This is a genomic window from Mesorhizobium sp. M4B.F.Ca.ET.203.01.1.1, from assembly GCF_004791025.1.
Taxonomy (GTDB): domain Bacteria; phylum Pseudomonadota; class Alphaproteobacteria; order Rhizobiales; family Rhizobiaceae; genus Mesorhizobium; species Mesorhizobium abyssinicae.
In genome coordinates, this window is record NZ_SRUO01000159.1 from 1 (window position 1) to 337 (window position 337).

The window sequence follows — 337 nt, forward strand, 5'->3', positions numbered from 1 at the left end:
GGGCGAAGGCCGCTTCCTTGTGCGGAATGGTGACATTGCCGCCGCTGAGACCGCTTTGCTCCAGCGATCCCAGGAACGCCGCAAAATCTTCCGGCCGCACGTCGAGCGCCTGGTAGCTGCCGTCGATGCCGTATTTCTCGAGCCAATAGCCGTGGATCATCGGCGAGCGCGAATGGGCGATCGGATGGCCGGTGACAAAGGCCTTTTTCTCAGCCATCGATCGCTCCCAGGTCGCGCAGCTTCTTCAGCACCGCCAGCAGCGGCAGGCCGACGATGGTGAAATAGTCGCCCTCGATTTTCTCGAACAGCTGGATGCCTTCGCCCTCGACCTGGTAGG

The 337-nt window shown here is 62.0% G+C and carries 1 protein-coding gene and 1 pseudogene; both read right to left on the reverse strand.

Annotation, left to right across the window (positions count from 1 at the left end; genetic code table 11):
* A pseudogene (locus EN846_RS34105) lies at positions 1 to 217 on the reverse strand (shikimate dehydrogenase); the annotation flags it as partial.
* On the reverse strand, positions 210 to 337 hold a 128-nt coding region (locus tag EN846_RS34110), incomplete at its 5' end, for a Maf family protein (protein WP_189587207.1). The pseudogene EN846_RS34105 and the gene EN846_RS34110, both read right to left, overlap by 8 nt.